Below are 21,562 nucleotides of genomic sequence, written 5' to 3' on the forward strand. Positions count from 1 at the left end.
GACAAATAATAGGGTTTTAAGATTTGATTGTTTGTTGTCTAGAATTTGTCTATAATTAAGAATGGTTTTGTATTTTTCGAAAAATCAGCTTAAGGAGGATAGGTTATGTTCGGATTGAAATTTAAAAATATAGGTTTTATATTACTCGGTGCAGCAATATTCTCATTTGGAGTTGTACATTTTAATATGCAACACAATCTTGGTGAAGGTGGTTTTACAGGTATTACGTTGCTTTTATATTTCTTGTGGGAGATAGATCCAGCTATTAGTAATTTAGTACTCAATATCCCAGTGTTTTTTATTGGGTGGAAATTATTAGGGAGAAATACATTTATGTATACTGTCATTGGTACATTTGCTGTTTCTTTCTTTCTTTGGCTATTTCAATTAAATCCCTTTCCAATTTATTTGGAAAATGACATGACGTTAGTAGCTTTATTCGCTGGAGTATTTATTGGTATTGGGCTTGGAGTTATTTTTCGGTATGGTGGTACTACAGGTGGAGTAGATATTATTGCTCGAATTGTAAATAAATATATAGGCTGGAGTATCGGTAAAGCAATGTTTGTCTTTGACTTCGTTGTCATTGTTACATCGATTTTTGTTATTCTTGATCTAGCTCAAGGAATGTACACGCTTGTAGCCGTCTATATCGGAGCAAGAGTAATTGACTTTATTCAGGAAGGTGCTTATTCTGCACGAGGTGCGATGATTATATCGAATCATAATCAAGTGATAGCTAAAGAAATCATGGAGAAAATGGATCGAGGAGTTACGATTTTAAACGGTCAAGGAAGTTTTTCTAAAGAAAAAAGAAATGTACTTTACTGTGTTGTAGCCCGAAATGAAATCGTTCGCTTAAAATCAATTATTGAACAAGCTGATCCACATGCGTTCGTATCACTGACTACTGTTCATGATGTGATGGGTGAAGGGTTTACGTTAGACGAAAACAAAAAACCAATTGAAATCTAAATTAACAACAAAACACCCATCGGATATGCCGATGGGTGTTTAAAACATTACTATTCACGATTTGCCGCATAGATAAGAATAAATCTGACTAATTCTGCTACAGCTACAAGTGCAGCTGCTACATAAGTCATTGCTGCAGCATTTAATACCTTCTTCGTTTCACGTTCTTCATCGTTACGGATAACGCCAGCTGAAATCATTTGGGTCATTGCTCGATTAGATGCGTCAAACTCTACAGGTAAAGTTACTAGTTGGAATAATACTGCTGCTGCAAAGAAAATAATTCCAAATAGTAATAAATTAGTCGCACTAAATATGATACCTGCGATAATTAAAAACATGGAAATATTTGACCCGAAGTTCGCTACAGGTACTAATGCACTTCTAAACTTTAAAAATGCATATTCTTGTTGATCCTGAATAGCGTGTCCAACCTCATGTGCTGCTACAGCCGAAGATGCCATTGAACGACCACTGTAAATTCCTTCAGATAAATTAACGATTTTCTTACGTGGATCATAATGGTCCGTTAACGTACCTTTTACTCTGCCAATTTGTACATCATATAGTCCATTATCATCTAAAATCTTACGAGCAACATCTGCTCCGGTCATACCAGAGGATGTTGGTTTCTTCGAATATTTTGTATAAGTGCTTTTAACCTTCGCTTGGGCAAGCATTGGTATGATCATTAACAAAGCAATGTAAATTAAATATGCTCCTAATCCCATGTTTCATTCCTCCATATATTATCTCTTAAGGTCAATTTTAGTCAGGTTCCTTTCGTTAGTCAACTGATTTGTCGTTTTTACGAGCTTTCTTTGAGGCTTTTACTTCCGCTTTATATTTTCTCCAACTTACATAAGATAATGTACCAATAATACATCCTCCAACAATTAGAACCCCTAAAGTAAACGGGGAAAGTAATATCCCATTCGATATAATTGAATTTGAAGATAAACTACTTGCTGCAACAGAGTGAACATCAAAAAAGAAAATCCCTATGAACACTGTAGTCATCAATCGGATAAGTCGTCGCTTTCTGTCCCCCATAGAGATCACCTCATCCATTTTTCTTGTTATTCCAGTGTATGATGAGATGATGGTTCATATGTCAGTTCTTCTGTCTTTGATAAATAGTTAACCAATAGGTGATCCCAATGGTAAAAATGCTTAGCCAAAACGTAAAATAGCCTATTTCATTAGAATACGATAAGAGGCTACCATACATTGGCATGTGACCAAATACGTAGTCAATAATATCGTTATGCAATACTACAATACTTGCTAATGCAAGGTGTTTCAGTTTTATTTTATAAAAAGGTGCATACAACAGCCCTTGAATTGCCATACCTAAATGAGATGCCATTAGCATATATCCTGAAGGATGTAAATATCCATCAACATAAAGTGTGAGAAGATTCATCACCACTGCCCAAATACCGTATTTAAATAACGATGTAATAGCTAAAGCCTCAATATAAGGAATATTTCTCCCCACTAAGAAGAAAAGAAGAAATACCGTGAAAAATAAACTTGCGGTTGGGCTATCTGGTACGAATGGAATAAAAATAGGCGGTGTCATTTCTAGTTGCCAGCCATACCAATAATAACCATAAATGGTTCCGAATAAATTGATAATAAGCAATATAGTTATAAATTTTTTGTCTTGTAGTATGTATCGAATCATGATAATAATGCCTCTCTTTTATGTGAAAAACACCTTTACCCATGGAAGGCAAAGGTGTTTTTCTATAATTTATTCTGCTTCTTCATTTACTGAAATAATAAATTCAGCTAATTGATCCAACTCTTCTTCAGAGCCCTGGAACTGATCAGCAGGCATTGATCCAATACCATCAGTAGCGATTGTCATAATCTCTTCTTTAGAATAGTCAATACCAACTAACGCTGGTCCTGCACCACCTTCAAGTTCTCCTCCATGACAAGACAAACAGCTATTTTCATATGCGGCATAGCCAGGATGTTCCGTATCAATGGAAACTTCAGATTCTGGAACAGGTTTGTTTGCTTCAGCACGACCTTCCCAATCAACTACAGCAGCAGAAGTATACGTTAACCAAATAACAGAAGCTAATGCTAAAAGCATCATACCAACTGCAATTGGTCGTTGGTGTGGGCGTCTTCCTGGTCCTTTATCAAGAAATGGAGCAAGTAATAATGCACCAAACGCGATACCAGGTAAAACAATAATACCCATTAACGTCCAATCTCCACTAGCAAATTCATATTTCAGTAACTCGTACAAGAATAAAAAGTACCAATCTGGTAGAGGTATATATGCAGCATCAGTCGGATCAGCCACTCCTTCTAAAGGAGATGGATGTGCAAGTGTTAAACACAAGAAACCAACTAGAAATACTGCTCCAGCCAACCATTCTTTTAATAAAAAGTTGGGCCAAAACGCTTCAGTTCTACCAGGATACTCCGAATAATCTTTCGGTACATTTGGTTTTCTTTCCGCGGAAATACGAGAATCTCCAACGAATTTCATACCTTTACCCTTATGCATTGGTTGCCCTCCTTTTTATAGTGGTCCGGAAATACCTTGTCTACGGATGAGAATAAAGTGAACTGCCAATAGTGCAAATAATGCACCTGGTAAGAAGAACACGTGAATCGCAAAGAATCTTGTTAATGTTTGCGCTCCTACAATTGTTGCATCTCCAGCTAGCAATGTTTTTAATTGTTCTCCAATAAACGGTACTTGTTCTGCAATTTCTAGACCAACTTGAGTTGCGAAGTATGCTTTGTTATCCCATGGTAATAAGTAACCTGTAAACCCTAAACCTAACATTATAAAGAATATAAGCACTCCGACTATCCAGTTAAGTTCACGTGGCTTTTTGTACGCACCTTGGAAAAACACACGTAAAGTATGTAGTAATAGCATTACGATAACAACACTGGCACCCCAATGGTGCATTCCGCGAACAATTTGTCCATGTGCAACTTCTGTTTGCAAGTAATAAACAGATTTCCATGCATTCTCAATATCTGGAACATAATACATTGTAAGGAACATACCAGATAAAATTTGAATGACTACAACGAAAAATGTTAATCCACCGAAACAATAGACAAATGCGGAAAAATGATGTGCAGGATTAACATGCTCTGGCACTTCGTGATCTGCAATATCGCGCCATATTGGCGTAATATCAATGCGATCGTCGATCCAATCATAAATCTTTTGTAACATTGTTCATTACGCCTCCCCGTATGCTTTTACTTCGCCTAGGAATAACATTCCATCCCTTACTTCCTGCTCATAAACATCTAAAGGTTGTAACGGTGGTGTACCAGGAACGTTTGTCCCATCTTTGTAATAACGACCGTTGTGGCAAGGACAGAAGAATTCGTTTGGATAACTTTCACTACCTTCCCAGGAAACAACACAACCTAAATGTTTACAAACTGGGGAAAAGGCAACAATTTCATCATTTTCATTTCGATAAACCCATGCTGAGCGATTGACTTCTGATTCATACCAACCGTCTACTTGATCAACAGTCCAGTCAATCCGTTGCGGATCTTCTGTGATATCATCGACAGCTAAACCAACGTTTGCCATGTCTCCGCCTTCAGTACTTTTTAAGACGGGATCAATTGCCATTCTTACTGGAGATATAAGCAACCCAGCTGCCATAAAACCCCCTACACCAGTAAGTGTATAGTTTAAAAACTGTCTACGGGATACTTGCTGTTTTTCATCACTCATGTTTTTCCCCCCTCTTTACAATAATCACGGACATCATAGATTAATTCAGATTACTAGGACAATACCAATGATAGCGCAATCTTATAATCCGGTCAATATATAATCGAAGGCATATGCAACAATTCGTTTAATATTGTGATATTTTTTGACAACCGGTTACCAGAATGATCTTATCAGTTCTACAGTTTGCCCGACTTGCTCTCGAATTATGCGCTGTATTTCATTTGAATTAGAAGAATCTAGTTGAATAGCAGGTAACCATACTACCTCTCCATCTAAATTCTGTGATTCTTTTCTCCAACTGGGATCAAAAGTTATAAATATGACATGTTCGAATGGTAATTCCTTCACATGGCTTGTCCATTCATTAATACGTTGTACTTCTGCTTTTTTATCAGTTGTTTTTAAATAGGTATAGTTTGGAGTTAATAATACTCTTCCCATTAATTCTTTTTCCAGTTCCTTTACTAATATATTCATCTCTTCATATTGACTAGAAAGTTTTTTTGATTCAGATGTGTTCACTATCTGGAATGGGCTTAACGGAATTATCAACGTATCGACAAACTCTTTCGCACCATCATATGTATTAATATCTTCTTTCGTCCATTTCATGTACTGTCCACTCCCCTTACTGCTTCTACGTAGTATTGTATCATTTTTCAATGGAAATTGTTATCGTTTTGCAATTGTTTAAAAGAGTAAAGAACCATTAAAAAGCCGAACAAAAAATAAATTTCGTTCGGCAAATTCTCTATGTTACTTTTGACGATTTGATGACAATTTTTCTAATTTTTTGGAGAGTTTATTAAATAGTTCTTTATCGCCGTTGTCTAATGCTTTATCAATATCAAAAATAATTTTGTTTCTCTTCTGTTCGAATAATAAGTGATCAAGTAAATTATTTGCGGTTTCTTTGTCATCTGTTGTTAAGTAATAATCCTCGGGAATAAAAGGATTTTCTTCTAACACAGAAGCATAGTATGAGTGTTGATTTGATTTTCGAAAGTTCAGCTGTACATAGAGTGGTTCATTTTGATTTAAACGAATATCGTGAAACGATTTCTCTGCATCCGTTGTCACTAAGTGATTCTTATAAAAACGAAATGGTACCTCATCCGAACAATGACTGGTCATCATAATACCTCTTGGACAATATTTCACATCTCTAACAAAATGAACATTCGCCAATAAATCACTATGGTTAACTAAGTAATTTAAAATCCACACACTTTCTCGTTTCTTTAACCGGTAATGATTAAGAAACCACTGAATAAAACTCTTCTTATCCTTGGCAGTAACTGGCGACAGCATTCCCTCTCCCCTCTCCACATTTAAATAAAGTAACGAGGTTTGGACAAAAGTATTAATCAAAATAACTACGAATGAATGGGTTTAGAAAAATCACTGCAGAAATAAAAATATACTCCACTTACCCAACGTGCCTGGTGTACCTCCAGTTACTCACATCGAGGACTCACCTAAGTCGCTATCACGAATCTCCATATATTTTCCTCTACGCTTATTCTAAACTTCACCCGTCTTTTGACTATTACTTTTTGTTGCCCTTACATCGTTTCGATGAACTAGTCAGGGTATTATCGTCTCTAATCTCTTACCACAATGTTGTTGCACATGTGTTCTGTGAGGTTGGAGTCCTATAGACGATTGTTCCGTGAAAAAAGCTCATTGTTCTACATCAAGTTTTAGACGCTCTACATAAGAAACAACATCTTCATCCATTGGTTCTTCCGCAATATAATTCTCAAATATGCGAATTGCTTCTTGTATACGCCCTTCTTCTGTTAAGAAATAACCATATTCTTTTAAAAAGTCGCTATCTTGTTGTAAGCTATTATATGCTTCTTGATAGCTGTTTAATGCATCTTCAAACAATTCTAATTCAACATTTGCTTTGGCAAGTTCCCATTCATAGAGTGGATCATCAGCCCCTGCTTGTTTAATGGATGTAATTAATTCAACAATATCTTCATACGCTTCTCGTGATTTCAATAGTTCAATCATAAATAAAATAGCTTCTTTATAGTCGGGTTCTAAAGCTATAGCTTGTCTTATATAATTTTCACTTTCATTGTTATAGCCAAGCTGATGGGCAATATCACCTGCTGTAAAGAATAATTCTTTTTGATATTCGTCTCTTTCAATACCCTTTTTCACCATCTTATATGCTTCCTCTAACATGCCCTCTTCCACATACACGTTAGCGAGTTGTTCGTATACGGTATGATAGTCACTATCGATTTCAATTACATGCTCCCAAGCTTTCATAGCAATATCATTTCTATCTGCTTGATGGGCAGTTATGCCATGTTTAAATAGTTTATCTGGATCTGGGTTTTCTTCCTCTTTAAAATAAGTTAAAGCTTTTTCATATTCACCTACTGCTGCCAGTGCCTCGCCTAATCGATCTTCAATATTAACGTGCCCAACACTGGTTTGTTTTTGAACTACTTTCTCATAATACGTAATTGCTTTTAGATATTCTCCTATTGAGAAAAATAACTCTCCCAAGGCAAAATCAATAATCAATTCGTTTGGAGCTAGTTGTTTTGCTTCAAATAATTTTTGCTCAGATACTTCAAATAGGCCCTGTGCTTGATATAAATCGGCTAATTGTACTAAAGCTTGAATATATCCAGGGTCATCGTTATCAATCTCATTCAAAATCGTAATTGCTAACTCATCTTCTTGCGATTCAATAAATATATCTGATAAAGATAATTTTAAATCTGTTTCTTCTGGATATTTTTCTAATAATTTCTCTAGGATAATTCTAGCTTCTATTAAAAATCCCCACTGTAAATACAATTCTGATATTGTATAGAGTTCATCATCACTGGCAATCTTTTCATATTCTTTTAACCTTGCAATTGCTTGTTCGGTCTCGTTGTTCTCTGCTAACTTCATTGCCTCTTGAATGGTATTCATTGGAACACCCTTTCTATCTTCATTCATATCTATCAAGTTTAATCATACAGAAAACAATCTCATCCTTCAAATCACGCGCTTATATAAGAAAAACCCAGCTGAAAAAGATAAAACATCTCTTCATGGCAGGGTTAATCAACTTGAAGTGAAAATTATATCAGCGAGCCTTTTCGTACACCCACTGAATATTAATTGAACAAAATCGGAAATATAAAGATGATAAATTCTTAATTTATTTTGTTTGGCTTAGCTTAACCTCATCGACTTATAGTACGGGTAATACATTGATCGTTACATGAAGGTTAATAAAGCTTACTTTGATATAGACTGTAAATCATTGACAAAATTAGGGTAAGAAATATTGATACAATCAATATTATCTACGACTACGGTTTCTTCTGTAACTAATGATGCGATAATTCCCATCATGGCGATTCGATGATCGTCATAGGATTTGAAACTTCCACCTTTTAGTTTTGTATTTCCTTTAATAATCATCCCATCTTCAGTAGGCGTAACATCCGCTCCAAGTTTGGAAAGATTCTCAGAAACTGCAAGCAATCGATCTGTTTCTTTCACTTTTAACTCTTGTGCATCTTTAATAATTGTTGTCCCATCTGCTTGAGTTGCTAATAATGCTAGAATTGGTATTTCATCAATAAGGCGAGGAATCGTGTCCCCTTCAATAGTAACCCCACTTAATTGTGAACCGTTTATAAGAATATCACCTATTTTTTCGCCTCCAACAATACGCTCATTCTGAATGGTCAGCTTAGCTCCCATTTGAAGAACAACGTCGATGATTCCAGTTCTAGTTTCATTAAGTCCAACATCTTTTAATATTATTTCACTTCTAGGTACCATACACGCTGCAACAATGAAAAATGCAGCAGAAGAAATATCACCAGGTACTTCTACATGACAACCTTGAAGATCAGTAGTTTTAGAAATAGATATTGTATGACCACCTGTCTTTATATTTGCTCCAAATGCTTGTAACATTGTTTCCGTATGATTTCGAGTTGGTGATTTTTCTCGAACTACTGTTTTATTCTCTGAATGTAATCCAGCTAAAAGTAATGCCGACTTTACTTGAGCACTTTTTACAGGTAAATCATACTCAATAGATTTTAATGTTGTACCTTTTATCGTTAGAGGTAAATAATTTCCTTGCTGTACACCATCAATCCTCGCTCCCATTAAGCGTAATGGATCAACAACCCGACTCATCGGTCTTTTAGAAAGTGATGCATCACCATATATTGTAGTTTTAAACGGAAGTCCAGCTAGTAACCCTAACATTAATCGAGTCGTTGTCCCTGAGTTTCCAAAGTCTAATTTCTTTTTTGGTTCTATTAGTCCACTTAAACCAGTACCTTCGATCGTAATGTTTGAACCATTTTTTTGAATTGTTACACCCATTTCTTTAAACGCATTAATTGTCCGCATACAATCTTCCCCGTCTAGAAAATTGGTTACAGTTGTTGTTCCTGTTGCAATAGAACCAAAAATGATCGAACGATGAGATATCGATTTATCCCCAGGTACTTTTATTAATCCATGAAGAGAACCAGAGATTGGTTGTAATGTTAGTGGGTTCATCTCGACAACTCCTTTTTTCCTAATTTTGTATCATTGTCTCGTATCCTAATGAAGTGAGCTTTTTAGAACTTTCTATTTGTTCTTTTTGGGTATGAAAACTTAGCCTTAACACTCCTGTTATTCCTTCACGTACTTCTAAAATTTCGATGTTTTTTATGCTGAAATTCTCATCCGCTAATATTTGTACAACTTTAGCAATAGCACCTGATTGGTCGTGAATATCTACATATACATCGTAAAAAGATGGAATAGCGCCTTGTTCTTTTTTGGACAGGCCATCTCGATATTTTTTTGCACTATCTAAATAATTCAGTATTTCATTTTTCTCATTTGTCTCTATTAATAATTTCAAATGACTCATCTCTTCAATCCAGTCTTCTAGAAAGTAGGACATTTTCGATTGATTATGGTGAAAGATATCCTGCCACATCTGAGGATTACTGGACGCAATTCTAGTTATATCTCGAAATCCCCCTGCGGCAAGATTTGGTAAGTAGGCATGCGTTCGTTCCCACTTTTTTGCTTGGTGTACAAGTGAAGATGCAATTAGATGCGGGAAATGAGAAATAACTCCTGTCATTTCGTCATGCTCTTCTGGTTTTAAAACTAAGAATTTGCATTTAGTTGTTGCGAGTACCGATTTAATTACTTCTATTTGTTCTTCCGCTTCATAATCTAGAGGGGACAATACATAAATAGCATTTTCAAAAAGATGAGCTTTAGAAGCTTCAACTCCCCGTTTGTGGGAACCAGCCATCGGATGTCCACCAATAAATGTAATGTTTGGGTTATTGATTTGTTGTGCTGCAGTTAAAATTGCCCCTTTTACAGAAGCGGTGTCTGTCACAATTACTTGTTTTGGAAATTCGACTTGATCTAGTTTTTGAATCATGTTAATTGTTTCTGTTATTGGTGCGGCTAAAATTATTATATCTGCCCTTTGGGCAACATGTTGCAAGTTAGTATCGTAATAAGAAATGATTCCAGTTTCTTTAGCATATTTTAAAGTTGATTCATCCACATCAAAACCAATTAATTTATGGTCTGAAAAGTTTCTGATTGCTCTTGCTATAGAGCCTCCAATTAAACCTAATCCTGCTATCAATATCGTTTGTTGTTTCATGCATACACCTATCCTAGTTCATGATCAAATTGTTCTAACACTTTTTGTAATTTTTTCATATCTTTTTCTTTACCAATCGTTACTCGAATGGTTTTTGGTATACCTAATAGTTCTCCTGGTCGGACGATAAAACCAAATCGAATTAAATATTCATAGACTTTCACCCCACTAGTCGGTGTTTTAACTAATAGGAAGTTTGCTTCGGAATCGTAATAACCCCACCCTAATTTTTCTAAAAAACGTTGGAATTCTATTAGGTTTTTATAATTTTCTTGATTTGTATGTTGAATGAATTTTTGGTCTTCTAGTGCATATGAAGCGGCTTTCTGTGCTACTGCATTTGTGTTAAAAGGACCGCGAACCTTATCTAAAGTTTCAATAATGCTTGCATTAGCTATACCGTAACCAATACGCAATCCAGCTAATCCATATGCTTTTGAAAACGTGCGGAGTACAATCACATTACTATAGGTATTACGCAATTGTAATGCATTTAATTCTTTATCGGGTTGTAAATATTCATAGTATGCTTCATCTAAGACGACAAGCACTTCTTTTGGGCATTGATCTAAGAAGGAAGTAAACGCATCTTTTGAGAACGCAGCTCCTGTCGGATTATTGGGTGTACATAGCCAAACAATTGCAGTGTGATCATCTATCGTAGCTAGCATCTTATCCAACTGATGATAACCTTCCTCGTCTGTTGGGATTTCTTTAATTTCTGCACCCTCAATAAGCGAGTAATGTTTATACTGTGGAAATGTTGGAGTAGCCATGACCACATTCGATCCAGGAACAATAAAGGAGCGACATAATAATTGAATAATTTCTTCAGAACCACTACCAAAGATAATTTCTGTTTCATCAATGTTTAATTTTCTAGTTAACGCAGTACGTAAATCAGAGGTGTAACCATCAGGATAAATATGAAAATCGAAATTTTCTGCTTTTAACGCTTCAGAAACCTGTTTAGAATATCCATATGGATTTTCGTTCGATGCCAATTTAACAATATAATCAAGTTGATAGTCTATTTGAATATCTTTTGTTTGTTTACCTTGCTTGTAAGGGCTCAACTGTTTTAAGATGTCTTTACCTTGCATATCTATTCGCCTTCCTTTTGTAGCAAATCTGGTCGAAGTTTCACAGCATTATTATGAAACACATGATGGATTTTTTGTTGAGGTGTATCCGTTCGAATTACCATCATCACTCTAATACATTTTGTTAAACTATTTGGAACATCGATCTCGGTCATACACATTACAGGTACATATTTCCAACTGTCGTCTATTTGCCTTAATGCTTTTGCAGGAAATCCAGCTGTTACATCTTTTGTCACAGAAATAAACACATGTGACACATCATTAGATCTAATATTATTCTGGTCTACCATATCTTTAACAAGATTTTTTGTTTGTAAGACGATTTCTTCTGCATTATTTTCTTGTATTGTTGTTGCTCCTCGTACACCTCTCGTCACAGTTTCTCCATCCTTTCTAAATAGGTCTGTATATAGTGTTTCATCAATGTATTTTCTATTGACACAGTTACGGGATTTTCCACTTCTTTTAAAAGTACCATCTGTATTTTGCCGCCAATTGATTTTTTATCATTTTTCATAAGCTCCATTAACTCTATGATTTCTTCTTTAGAAATGGAAAGAATAGGGTAATTATTATCTTTCAACCATTGATACAATTGGTAAAAAGGTAGCTGTACTTGAAATTCTAGTTCACTGACATGAAGTGCAAATAATAAACCATTTGCTACTGCTTCACCATGAGTAATTTTTCCATAACCGTGTATAGTTTCTAATGCATGACCTAGTGTATGTCCTAGATTGAGAAACTTTCTTATATTCGCTTCTTTCTCATCTTGTTCTACAATTCTTGCTTTTACTTGAATTCCTGCTTTCAAATATATTTCAAGCTGTTGTGGTTTAATTGATGCTAATGAATGATCTAACAGAGATAAAAACATTTTTTGGTTTGCAATTAAGCCTTCTTTTATAATTTCAGCATAACCACTTCTAATTTCATGAAGTGGTAGTGTTGACAAAGTTTCCACATCATAAATTACGGCAACAGGTGAGAAAAAACTTCCGATTAAGTTTTTTCCAAAATGATGATTAATTGCGACTTTTCCTCCTACACTGCTATCATGTGCGAGAATTGTAGTAGGAACTTGAATATAATCAATGCCACGCATAAACGTTGCAGCAACAAAACCAGCTAGGTCACCTACAACTCCTCCACCTAAAGCAATGATTAATGACTGACGGTCTAGCCCATTCTTGAGGGCTTCTGTTTGCAAACTATAAAACTTCTCGATACTTTTTGAATTTTCTCCAGAAGGAATGGTGAAATGACAGATGTTTTCTTCAGTTGGAAATCCGTGTAGGACATCTTCAAGATAGCGACTTCCTACTTGGTCATCCGTAATAATAAATATATTTGTATAATTTTTATTTATATATGCTCTTATTTGATATCGTAGTCCTTGACCAATATAGATTGGATATGAGGAATGGTTTGATTTCACTGTCATTTCTTCCATTTTTAGAAACACCTAATTTCTTCTCTGTAATCATCAATTGCTTTTTTTAATTGTGGAAAACGATCGCTAGAAAATTGTTCGGTAAGAGCTTTTGCTAATTCAAATGCTACTACATGTTCCATAACTACTGATGCTGCAGGAACAGCACATGCATCCGATCGCTCTACAGTAGCTTTAAAAGGTTCTTTTGTTTCAATATCAACACTAGTTAGTGGCCTCTTCATTAATGTTGGGATTGGTTTCATTACCCCTCGAACAACAATTGGCATTCCAGTAGTCATACCACCTTCAAAGCCACCTAATCGATTCGTAGTACGGTAGTATCCAAGTGCTTCATCCCATGCTATTTCATCATGAACTTCACTTCCATTTCGTTTCGCCGCCTCAAATCCGATTCCGAATTCGACACCTTTAAACGCATTAATGCTTACGACACTTCCTGCTAATCTACTATCTAACTTTCGATCATAATGAACGTAGGATCCAACTCCTGCTGGCATCCCTTCTACATATACTTCACAGACACCACCAATGGAATCTCCTTCTTTTTTAGCTTGATCGATTGCACTTGTCATTTGTTCCTCAACAGCAGCATCAAGAACCATTACTGGTGAACGATTTGCCTTATCTGCACGCTCCTGTGCATTTAAATCTCGTAGATCACTAGCTTCAATTCCTGCTATCTCTTTAACATAACCGGCAACTTCAATTCCTAGCTCTTTTAATAGTGTTTTGGCAACAGCACCAGCAGCAACACGGGCAGCTGTTTCCCTTGCAGAAGAACGTTCTAATACATTCCTCATATCTCTATGTCCATATTTAAGTGCACCGTTTAAATCTGCATGTCCAGGTCTTGGTTTAGTAACTACACGACGCATCTTTGACGGATCTTCCATGGGTTCTTCGCCCATAATATCAGTCCAATGTTTAAAATCATCATTGCGTATTACTAGTGATAGTGGAGATCCTAAAGTATAACCATGACGCACACCACTTACAATATCTACAGTATCTTTTTCTATTTGCATACGCTTCCCTCTACCGTGTCCACCCTGCCTTCGACGTAGAGAAGCATTAATATCTTCTGCAGTAATCGGTAATTGTGAAGGAAGTCCTTCGATAATCGTTGTTAATTGTTTTCCATGAGATTCACCAGACGTTATGTATCGCAATTTACATTCTCCTTCTTAAATAGTTGAAAGTTTTCTAATTACTATATCATAGATAAGTTTATAAAGGGTAGTCTTTGACATCATTTATTTTAATTTCTTATGAGGAGATTGTTTGTTTCTTTTTATAGAAAAATGTCTCTTCTAGTTCAAAACCATACTGTTGAGGGGTGAAAATTTGCTCTGTGCTACCTACAAACAATATTCCATTAGCTGACAGAGAATTACTAAATCCTTGATAAATGCTGTTCTTCGCTTTATCAGTAAAATATATTAATACATTCCTGCAAACAATAAGGTCGACATTTTGTGGGTACGCGTCGGCTAATAAATTATGTCTTTTAAAAGTAATATGTTGTTTTATTTCTGGGTTAATCGAATATATTGTACCTGTTCTTTCAAAGTACTTATTTTTAAGTCTATCAGGTAACTCTTTCAGAGACTGTTTTTGATACATTCCTTGTTTTGCGCTTTTTAGAACATTTTCATCAATATCCGTGGCAATTATTTCAAAGTCTTGTTTGGGAAAATGTTCAAGCAGTAGAATTGCTAAACTATAAGGCTCTTCACCTGTTGAGCAAGCGGCACTCCAAATTTTTATTTTTGGTTTTTGGGATATCAATTTAGGAAAGATATTTTGCTGTAATACTTCCCAACGTTTAGGATTACGGTAAAACTCAGAGACATTGATTGTTAAACGATCCGTAAATTCTTTTAGTAGTGTTTCGTCTTTCAAACAAGCTTGCAAATATTGAATGTAACTGGTAAATCCTCGTTTGTCTCTTAAGGTTGTTATCCTCCGTTTCATCTGTGTTTCTTTATATAAAGCTAGGTCTAAACCTAGAGTTTGGTGAACTTTTTCTAAAAAATTTTTATAATCATCCATTCATTTCACTCCGAATCAACAAAATGTATATAAAAACCTCCGTTTATTTTAACGGAGGTCATAAACCAAGTGAAAACAGCAATTGTTTCCGCTTTCACTATTAATAAATCCAATTATTTGCTTGTTTTTCGTAGGAAACGATTTCATTTTCTGAGAAGAAAAGAGATATTTCTCTCTCAGCGCTTTCTGAAGAATCAGAGCCATGAATAATATTCTTTCCTACACTGATCCCGAAATCACCACGAATAGTACTCGGGTCTGCTTCTAACGGGTTAGTTTTACCCATTATTTTTCGAGCTGTTGCGATTACATTTTCACCTTCCCAAACCATAGCAAATACTGGTCCAGAAGTAATGAAATCAACTAATTCACCAAAGAAAGGACGATCTTTGTGTTCATTGTAATGTGTTTCAGCTAATTGATTAGACACCTGCATTAATTTTGCGCCAGCAAGCTTGTACCCCTTTGTTTCAAACCTTTTTACAATTTCACCAATTAAGTTCCGTTGAACTCCATCTGGTTTTACCATTAAAAATGTTTTCTCCATAAAAATCACCCCAACTTATGTATTTAAAATAAGCAACCTATAAAATAATATCAAATTTTCTTAAAAATAACAATTACTTAAGATCTTCTTTTTCCAATATAAGTAGCAATATCTTGGAGTGTTTTCTTTGCACGGGAAGATGGTAATTCATCTAATGCTGTTAATGCTTTAGATAAATACATATCACTTACAGCATAACTTCTTTTAATTGCATCCGTACGTTTTAATTGTTGAATTAGCATCTTCATTTCATTCGTTGTAACATGACCATCTTTTGTAAACACATCAAAAAGTGATTGTTTGAAGGTCTTATCTTCCATAGCATATAAAACTGGAAGTGTTATATTTCCTTGTAGTAAATCATTACCAGCAGGCTTACCTAGCTCTTTTGAAGTAGATGTGAAATCTAAAATATCATCTATAATTTGATAAGACATTCCTATGTAATAGCCATATTGGTAAAGCTTATTAGCTTGATAATCATTTAAACCTCCGACAATAGCTCCTAACTTACAACTACTAGCTATTAATAGAGCAGTTTTCCTTTTTATACGTCGTAGATAATCACGCAAGTTTTGTTCCCAATTAAATTTATATTCAATTTGTTCAATCTCACCTATAGAAACTTCTACTAACGTTTTGGATAATAATTGATGTACACGCGAGTCTGGAATATCCGTTATTTCTTCTAATGCTCTTGCAAGAATATAGTCCCCAGTATACATAGCGACTCGATTACCATATATAGAAGCTGTTGTCGGTTTCCCTCTTCTTAGTTCTGCTTCATCGATCACATCATCATGGACGAGAGTAGCCATATGTATTAGTTCTAATGTAACTGCAACCTTGCTAATCTTAGAAAGGTCATAATTCCCTAATTGAGAAGATAACAAAACAAAAACAGGACGAATTCGCTTTCCTCCTGCATGTAATAATTCAGTTGATGCATCACGTAACACGGGATGATTTGCCTGTATACTATCCTGCAATGCAGATTCTATACTTTCCATATCCTTCTTTAAAAAGCCATAAATTTTTGGTAGTTTCATGTAAGTCACCTTATTTTACCTTTAACAATTCTACGTACTATTGAGCTGCTTTAAAGCCCATATGCATTGCAGCAACTCCACCTGTATAACTTTTCACTTCTACTCTTTCAAAACCAGCATTTAAAAACATTTCTTTTAATTTCTTTTTACCAGGGAAATCTTTTGCTGATTCTTGTAACCAAGAATATTCTTTATAACTTTTGGCAATTAATTTACCCAATATCGGCATGATAAATTTGAAATAAAAGTAATATGCTTGTCGATAACCAATTAAGGTAGGTTGAGAAGTTTCAATACATACCACTTTACCACCAGGTTTAACAACTCGATACATTTCTTTTAAAACAGTCATATAATCTGGTACATTGCGTAGTCCAAATCCAATTGTAACATAATCAAAACTATTTTCTTCATATGGTAATTCCATCGCATTACCATGAATAAGTTCTAACTGATTTAATTGCATGTCTTGTTTTTTTTGTTTTGCAATTGAAAGCATGTTTTGACTAAAATCAAGGCCAATTACTTCACCTGTTTGTCCAACCGCTTCTGCAAGCGAAACAGTCCAATCTCCTGTACCACAACATACATCTAGAGCAGTTTCTCCTGCTTGAACATTCATTCGTTTCATTGTATCTTTACGCCAAGCTTTGTGGCGTTGAAAAGATATTATCGAATTCATTGAATCATAGTTGGAATATATATTTTCAAAAACATGATGTACACGCTCTTCTTTTGATGATGGTTTCCCCATAAAACACACTTCCTCTAAATTCTAGTCGAAATATTCACATTATCGTTTTGTTGATCTTGAATATAATGAGTGATAAATGCAGTTTGATTTGATAATGTTTGAACAAGATTACTTACATTTTTTTTATAATTATTTATCGTTGTTTCCCCTATTACTGAATTATTATATTCTTTTTCTAATTCTAGTCTTTGTATGATAAGCCAATCTGTAATTAATTCATTTGCCGTATCATCATATAAAAATTGCGTTACATGAACAATTAACATCGAATTTATCTTTTTGGTTAAATCAATCCATTCATGCAAGGTAGGAGAATCCTTGTAATATAATGCCATTTTTAATTCATTAATCTCGCGTATTGCATTTGCTAATGTCTGAATAAACTCTATTTCTCCTACTTCTGACAATAGAAAATAATATAATCCGCTATAATAATCACCAGAAAGCACTTGTAATTGCTTCGACAGTGTTTCCTGTTCTGTTTCAGCAACTTTTTTTATAGGAACAAGGTCATGGGTGTCCAAGGCGATCTGTACGAGCATCGTAGTAATAAGATATCTCTCGCGTTGCATCGGAGTCAATGATCTATCTTGTTCAACGAGGAACTGCAGTAACCCCCATTTTGCTTCATCAATAAGTGGTTGTTGTATATGTTTATGAATATATCCATATTTTAATTTTTCATCTAGAAGCTCTCTATAGCTCTGATTTCTTGTAATAAATGTAGTCAAGAATATCACCTGGACCCTTTCAGCCATTCAATTGCTTTAGCTATTATAGCACATTTCTACATTTATAAAAACGATTGAATATATGTAGCTTCTAAATTCCAACAATTAGAAATTATTCATTTGTCATCTCACCATGACTGGTTTGTATTAATGCTTTACCTCTTACTTTGATAGCTGATGTATGTTCAGTAAATTGAGCAATCATTACTTCTCCTTGATCCAGTTTTTCTGTATGGTGAAAACGAGTATCATGTCCTCTTGTTAAACCAATAACATTTACTCCATTCTCAAGGGCTTTTATGATAAAATATTCAGCCTTATCCGTACGGTCTGCCATTATAAATCTCCTTTAGTATTTTTTAATAAAACATTCATGAAAATAAATAAAAGGGGTACGCTAAAAACGTACCCCTTTGTAGTCACCCTATGTAAAATTATTATTTTACACTGTCTTTAAGGGCTTTACCTGGTTTGAAAGCTGGAACTTTGCTTGCAGGAATTTCGATTTCTTCTCCTGTTTGCGGATTACGTCCTTTACGAGCAGAACGTTCGCGTACTTCAAAGTTACCAAAACCAATTAACTGTACTTTTTCACCGTTTTTCAGTGAATCCATGACAGATTCAAATACTGCATCTACAGCTTTTGTTGCGTCTTTTTTAGAAAGCTCACTTTTTTCAGCAACAGCATTCACTAAGTCTGTTTTGTTCATGACATTCACCTCCTCCCAGGATGTTCATTTCGACAAATCGACATATTAATATGTCGGATTCATTGTCTGCTTACAAGTAAGTCATCCCTAACAAGTGATGACAAGGCTTATATTAACTGAGTTTGGAATAAAATTCAACAAAAAGTATCGATTTCTTCAATATTTATTGGGATTTTTACCTATTTTTACCTATATACGTATGAAATATAGTATTGTTTTGGAAAATCCCTCCAACCCAGTATACACAAAGCATTGTCATATTTCACTATACATATACGACAAAAATAAAATATTTCCTGCCGTTTTTCTATTTTTTATTAAAAAACACAAAAAAATATAGCAGCTATGTGTAAGCTGCTATAAAATAATGGCGATTAATCCACCAGAACCTTCGTTTATGATTCTTTCTAACGTATCTTTTAATTTATATCTTGCATTTTCAGGCATTAGAGAGATTTTAGCTTGAATTCCTTCTCTTACTATTGAACTTAATGACCTTCCAAAAATATCCGACTCCCAAATTGATAGTGGATCTTCTTCGAAATCTTGCATTAAATATCTGACAAGTTCTTCGCTTTGTTTTTCTGTCCCAATAATCGGAGCGAATTCTGATTCTACTTCTACACGAATCATATGGATTGACGGTGCTACTGCTTTTAGACGCACCCCAAACCTTGATCCTTGTCTAATGATTTCAGGCTCATCTAATTGCATATCCTCTAATGTTGGGGCTGCAATTCCATATCCAGTTTGCTTCACCATTTGCAATGCTCCTGCTACTTGATCATATTCTCTTTTCGCATAAGCAAAATCCTGCATAAGTTCCAGCAAATGATCTTTTCCCCGAATCTCTTCTCCCACAATTTCTTTTAATACTTCGTCGTATAAATAATCTGGAGCATGAAGGTCAATTTCTGCGATACCTTCACCCATTTCCATACCTGCTAGACTTGCCTGTTCTATATAGTCATAATCTGTGAAGTTACCAACGATATGGTCTACATCTCTTAATCGTTTAATATCCTTCACAGTCGTTTGAATAGCATCTTGATAATTTTGACGCAACCAGTGACGTTCATTTAACACCATTACCCAGCTAGGTAAATTAACATTCACTTCAAGTACTGGGAATTCAAATAGTGCTTCTCTGAGCACATTGTATACATCATGCTCAGTCATCGATTCAATACTCATTGCCAATACGGGTATATCATGTTTTTCAACTAACTCTTGTCTTAATAACTCTGTATCTTGACTTCGAGGTTGAGTAGAGTTGACCACCATGATAAATGGTTTTCCGACTTCTTTTAATTCTTCTACTACTCTTGTTTCAGCGTCTTCATAGTCATGTCTTTCAATTTCACCAATTGTTCCATCAGTTGTAACAACAACTCCGATAGTGGAGTGTTCTTGAATTACTTTTCGCGTACCGATTTCTGCTGCATCATGAAAAGGTATTGGATCTTCGTACCATGGCGTATGAATCATTCTCGGACCATTCTCATCTTCAAATCCTTTTGCACCTTCTACTGCGTATCCTACACAGTCAACAAGCCTTACATTTACATCCAGACCTTCGTCTACTTTTACTTGCACAGCTTGGTTCGGTATAAATTTCGGTTCAGTGGTCATAATGGTTTTTCCTGCTGCGCTTTGTGGTAGTTCATCATGCGCTCGTGCACGATCACTTTCACTTTCAATATTAGGTAATACTACGAGCTCCATAAACTTTTTAATAAAAGTTGACTTACCTGTACGGACTGCTCCAACTATTCCTAAATAGATATCACCGTTAGTCCGTTTTGAAATGTCTTTGAAAATATCCGTTTTTTCCAAAAGATCCCCTCCCGATCTCCGTACTTTAATATAAACCACCCGCAATATATTGACATTATGATTCTATGATGTTGTCCTATTAAAATATGCCTTGATTGGCAATATTTTTAATATATTTTTCCATACAGGTACATCATCGTTAAAAAAACCCTTGCAACAATATATATTGCTACAAGGGTTTTTTTATTCCATCTCTTCTGAAAAAATAACTTGATTATCTTTTATGGTATACGGAACAGAATATGCAGGAACAAATGGAGAGTGATCGGTTAGTAAGTACCGAATATCATCACCTTCGGAATATGCATGATTATATTCTTGAATAGCGTTGTTTAAGTCATAAGAATAATCAACAAAAAGATTCCCATCTAAATCCATAATAATTGGTAACTCTTCTTGCGAAAAAGGACTAGTAACTGTTGGTGCTTCTTCAAGACCTAATTTATTATAATCAATGGTGTAAAACTTGTCCGTAATTTTTTTCCCAAAAGCTGGATAGTAATTTTCCTGTCTATAAAAGTCCAATTGAACATTAACACGGCGTATTTCTTCTGTAATTCGTAAATCAATTAACTTTACTGTTGGATCATCTTCGGGATTTAATAAGGTATATTGATATACTCCTCCCTTTTCAAAAGAATTTCCAGGAGGCTCTGACAGATATCCCTTTTCACGAAGTTGACTAAAATCAATTAAATATTTTTCAAATTCTGGAGTATCATTATCCTTTGTTTGAATTGGAACAAGACCATTTTCACCTTCTTTATAACTATTTACGGATTGTTGAACGGTCTGTAATTGCTCTTCATATGGTATTTGGTTCTCGGACTTCTCACTTTGCGGATAAAGACAACCAGTAAGTAAGAAAGTAAGTAAAATAATTGGTATTAACAAATATGTACGTTTTTCCATAATTTAAAACTCCTTATC

Annotated in this window: 25 protein-coding genes; 1 reads left to right on the forward strand and 24 read right to left on the reverse strand. The window is 35.0% G+C overall.

Annotation, left to right across the window (positions count from 1 at the left end):
- Positions 1 to 105: 105 nt before the first annotated feature.
- Positions 106 to 975, forward strand: a complete 870-nt coding sequence (locus tag C794_RS09425) for a YitT family protein (RefSeq protein WP_017796888.1) — start codon at positions 106 to 108, stop codon at positions 973 to 975.
- A 50-nt stretch (positions 976 to 1,025) separates the two neighbouring features.
- Here the strand turns inward: C794_RS09425 and C794_RS09430 are convergent, their stop codons facing one another.
- The 24 genes from C794_RS09430 to C794_RS09545 form a co-directional block, all read right to left on the reverse strand.
- The gene (locus tag C794_RS09430; protein WP_017796889.1) at positions 1,026 to 1,706 is read right to left on the reverse strand and encodes a zinc metallopeptidase; all 681 of its coding nucleotides are present in this window, start codon (positions 1,704 to 1,706) and stop codon (positions 1,026 to 1,028) included.
- A gap of 55 nt (positions 1,707 to 1,761) precedes the next feature.
- Positions 1,762 to 2,028 carry a sporulation protein YpjB gene (locus tag C794_RS09435; RefSeq protein ID WP_017796890.1) on the reverse strand — a complete coding sequence of 89 codons (267 nt, stop codon included), beginning with the start codon at positions 2,026 to 2,028 and terminating at the stop codon, positions 1,762 to 1,764.
- 61 nt (positions 2,029 to 2,089) lie between these two features.
- Positions 2,090 to 2,665 (reverse strand): lipoprotein heptaprenylglyceryl N-acetyltransferase LhaT, encoded by a 576-nt coding sequence (gene lhaT / locus C794_RS09440; RefSeq protein ID WP_017796891.1) that lies wholly within the window; start codon positions 2,663 to 2,665, stop codon positions 2,090 to 2,092.
- 69 nt (positions 2,666 to 2,734) lie between these two features.
- Complete coding sequence (locus C794_RS09445; RefSeq protein WP_017796892.1) at positions 2,735 to 3,508, reverse strand: menaquinol-cytochrome c reductase cytochrome b/c subunit; 774 nt, start codon at positions 3,506 to 3,508, stop codon at positions 2,735 to 2,737.
- Positions 3,509 to 3,523: 15 nt separating this feature from the next.
- Positions 3,524 to 4,198, reverse strand: coding sequence for a menaquinol-cytochrome c reductase cytochrome b subunit (gene qcrB / locus C794_RS09450; protein ID WP_017796893.1), 675 nt, complete (start codon positions 4,196 to 4,198; stop codon positions 3,524 to 3,526).
- Between the two features lie 6 nt (positions 4,199 to 4,204).
- On the reverse strand, positions 4,205 to 4,717 hold the full coding sequence (locus C794_RS09455) for a QcrA and Rieske domain-containing protein (RefSeq protein ID WP_017796894.1): 513 nt from the start codon (positions 4,715 to 4,717) through the stop codon (positions 4,205 to 4,207).
- A 156-nt stretch (positions 4,718 to 4,873) separates the two neighbouring features.
- On the reverse strand, positions 4,874 to 5,332 hold the full coding sequence (locus C794_RS09460) for a YpiF family protein (RefSeq protein WP_017796895.1): 459 nt from the start codon (positions 5,330 to 5,332) through the stop codon (positions 4,874 to 4,876).
- A gap of 144 nt (positions 5,333 to 5,476) precedes the next feature.
- The gene (locus tag C794_RS09465) at positions 5,477 to 6,031 is read right to left on the reverse strand and encodes a ReoY family proteolytic degradation factor (RefSeq protein WP_017796896.1); all 555 of its coding nucleotides are present in this window, start codon (positions 6,029 to 6,031) and stop codon (positions 5,477 to 5,479) included.
- Between the two features lie 372 nt (positions 6,032 to 6,403).
- Positions 6,404 to 7,666 (reverse strand): tetratricopeptide repeat protein, encoded by a 1,263-nt coding sequence (locus tag C794_RS09470; RefSeq protein WP_026133773.1) that lies wholly within the window; start codon positions 7,664 to 7,666, stop codon positions 6,404 to 6,406.
- 312 nt (positions 7,667 to 7,978) lie between these two features.
- Positions 7,979 to 9,268, reverse strand: a complete 1,290-nt coding sequence (gene aroA, locus C794_RS09475; RefSeq protein ID WP_017796898.1) for a 3-phosphoshikimate 1-carboxyvinyltransferase — start codon at positions 9,266 to 9,268, stop codon at positions 7,979 to 7,981.
- A gap of 19 nt (positions 9,269 to 9,287) precedes the next feature.
- Positions 9,288 to 10,391, reverse strand: coding sequence for a prephenate dehydrogenase (locus C794_RS09480; RefSeq protein ID WP_017796899.1), 1,104 nt, complete (start codon positions 10,389 to 10,391; stop codon positions 9,288 to 9,290).
- An 8-nt stretch (positions 10,392 to 10,399) separates the two neighbouring features.
- A complete protein-coding gene (gene hisC / locus C794_RS09485) occupies positions 10,400 to 11,494 on the reverse strand; it encodes a histidinol-phosphate transaminase (RefSeq protein ID WP_017796900.1) in 1,095 nt (364 codons plus the stop codon).
- Between the two features lie 2 nt (positions 11,495 to 11,496).
- On the reverse strand, positions 11,497 to 11,874 hold the full coding sequence (aroH, locus tag C794_RS09490) for a chorismate mutase (RefSeq protein WP_017796901.1): 378 nt from the start codon (positions 11,872 to 11,874) through the stop codon (positions 11,497 to 11,499).
- On the reverse strand, positions 11,871 to 12,950 hold the full coding sequence (gene aroB, locus C794_RS09495) for a 3-dehydroquinate synthase (protein WP_017796902.1): 1,080 nt from the start codon (positions 12,948 to 12,950) through the stop codon (positions 11,871 to 11,873). Before aroB ends, aroH begins: the two co-directional genes overlap by 4 nt.
- A gap of 2 nt (positions 12,951 to 12,952) precedes the next feature.
- Positions 12,953 to 14,122 (reverse strand): chorismate synthase, encoded by a 1,170-nt coding sequence (gene aroC, locus C794_RS09500; protein WP_017796903.1) that lies wholly within the window; start codon positions 14,120 to 14,122, stop codon positions 12,953 to 12,955.
- Between the two features lie 97 nt (positions 14,123 to 14,219).
- A complete protein-coding gene (locus tag C794_RS09505; RefSeq protein ID WP_017796904.1) occupies positions 14,220 to 15,005 on the reverse strand; it encodes a CheR family methyltransferase in 786 nt (261 codons plus the stop codon).
- A gap of 100 nt (positions 15,006 to 15,105) precedes the next feature.
- Positions 15,106 to 15,552, reverse strand: a complete 447-nt coding sequence (gene ndk, locus C794_RS09510; RefSeq protein WP_017796905.1) for a nucleoside-diphosphate kinase — start codon at positions 15,550 to 15,552, stop codon at positions 15,106 to 15,108.
- A gap of 77 nt (positions 15,553 to 15,629) precedes the next feature.
- A complete protein-coding gene (hepT, locus tag C794_RS09515) occupies positions 15,630 to 16,601 on the reverse strand; it encodes a heptaprenyl diphosphate synthase component II (RefSeq protein WP_017796906.1) in 972 nt (323 codons plus the stop codon).
- Positions 16,602 to 16,638: 37 nt separating this feature from the next.
- Positions 16,639 to 17,355 (reverse strand): demethylmenaquinone methyltransferase, encoded by a 717-nt coding sequence (menG, locus tag C794_RS09520; RefSeq protein ID WP_017796907.1) that lies wholly within the window; start codon positions 17,353 to 17,355, stop codon positions 16,639 to 16,641.
- Positions 17,356 to 17,369: 14 nt separating this feature from the next.
- A complete protein-coding gene (locus tag C794_RS09525) occupies positions 17,370 to 18,086 on the reverse strand; it encodes a heptaprenyl diphosphate synthase component 1 (RefSeq protein ID WP_017796908.1) in 717 nt (238 codons plus the stop codon).
- 112 nt (positions 18,087 to 18,198) lie between these two features.
- Entirely contained in the window at positions 18,199 to 18,423 is a 225-nt protein-coding gene (gene mtrB, locus C794_RS09530; RefSeq protein WP_017796909.1) for a trp RNA-binding attenuation protein MtrB, read from the reverse strand.
- Positions 18,424 to 18,523: 100 nt separating this feature from the next.
- On the reverse strand, positions 18,524 to 18,796 hold the full coding sequence (locus tag C794_RS09535; RefSeq protein ID WP_010650679.1) for an HU family DNA-binding protein: 273 nt from the start codon (positions 18,794 to 18,796) through the stop codon (positions 18,524 to 18,526).
- A 357-nt stretch (positions 18,797 to 19,153) separates the two neighbouring features.
- Positions 19,154 to 20,632 carry a stage IV sporulation protein A gene (spoIVA, locus tag C794_RS09540; RefSeq protein WP_017796910.1) on the reverse strand — a complete coding sequence of 493 codons (1,479 nt, stop codon included), beginning with the start codon at positions 20,630 to 20,632 and terminating at the stop codon, positions 19,154 to 19,156.
- A 183-nt stretch (positions 20,633 to 20,815) separates the two neighbouring features.
- On the reverse strand, positions 20,816 to 21,544 hold the full coding sequence (locus C794_RS09545; RefSeq protein WP_017796911.1) for a hypothetical protein: 729 nt from the start codon (positions 21,542 to 21,544) through the stop codon (positions 20,816 to 20,818).
- Positions 21,545 to 21,562 lie beyond the last annotated feature (18 nt).

The organism is Oceanobacillus kimchii X50, from assembly GCF_000340475.1.
Taxonomy (GTDB): Bacteria; Bacillota; Bacilli; order Bacillales; family Amphibacillaceae; genus Oceanobacillus; species Oceanobacillus kimchii.